1 protein-coding gene is annotated in these 738 nt (G+C 59.2%); it reads right to left on the bottom strand.

Annotation, left to right across the window (positions count from 1 at the left end):
• Positions 1 to 738, bottom strand: a 738-nt coding sequence (locus ABR397_RS23010; protein WP_350307734.1) for a type VI secretion system Vgr family protein, incomplete at both ends; no start/stop codon positions are given.

Here is a 738-nt window from a genome sequence, read left to right as displayed (position 1 = left end):
GGGTCGCCCCCTTCAAATGCGATCGCCACTTCCGTACCTATCAGCAACGGCCAGTGAAAACCGTAGGTGTCACCTGCGTAAGGGCGGGCCAGACGCACCCACAGGCTTTCTTCCCCCTGCGGCCAGTCCGCCCGGTCAAAGTCAAACGCCACCCGATACAACCCGTCTTTATCAATATCCCCGTACCGGTCGTTCACTACCGAGCTGCTCACCCGGGCCGGCAGGGTGCCCGCTATGCGTGGTTTCGGGATTAACGCAGGTCGGAAGCACACGGTTTCAGAGTAGGGAATGGCAGTAAACGCCATTTCAAAACTGCGATCCCGGCGCGCACTGCTGCGAATAGCGGTTATCACCGCCCCTTTACGGAACGCTTCCGGCGCCTCTCCCCTGACTTTCAACTCCTGACCCGGCAACAGCGTGGCGGATGTCGTCAATCCCCGCAGTTGGGTCTGTCGATTCAGGTAACGTTCATGTTGCAGCCGGGAATAGAACACCCCGCTTTCGGCTTCCGGATCCAGGTCGTAACGGTTGCCTAACACCCGGTAGTTGTTATCCAGGTAATGGTACGCTTCGCCATACAGGGTTTCATCGCCCCGCGTCACATCCACTTCGGCATCCATACCGTATTGCGGCAGCGCGTCACGGTAGTCATAATCCCGGGTCGCCACTTTGCCTGCCACCACCTGATGCGCGGTTTCCATGCCCCATACCGCGTCTTCTTCCCCACCGTGCATGCCT

Source organism: Photorhabdus viridis (assembly GCF_040256935.1).
GTDB classification, from domain to species: Bacteria; Pseudomonadota; Gammaproteobacteria; order Enterobacterales; family Enterobacteriaceae; genus Photorhabdus; species Photorhabdus viridis.
Note: the sequence above shows the minus strand (reverse complement) of the source record. Positions and strands in the feature narration are given on the sequence as shown.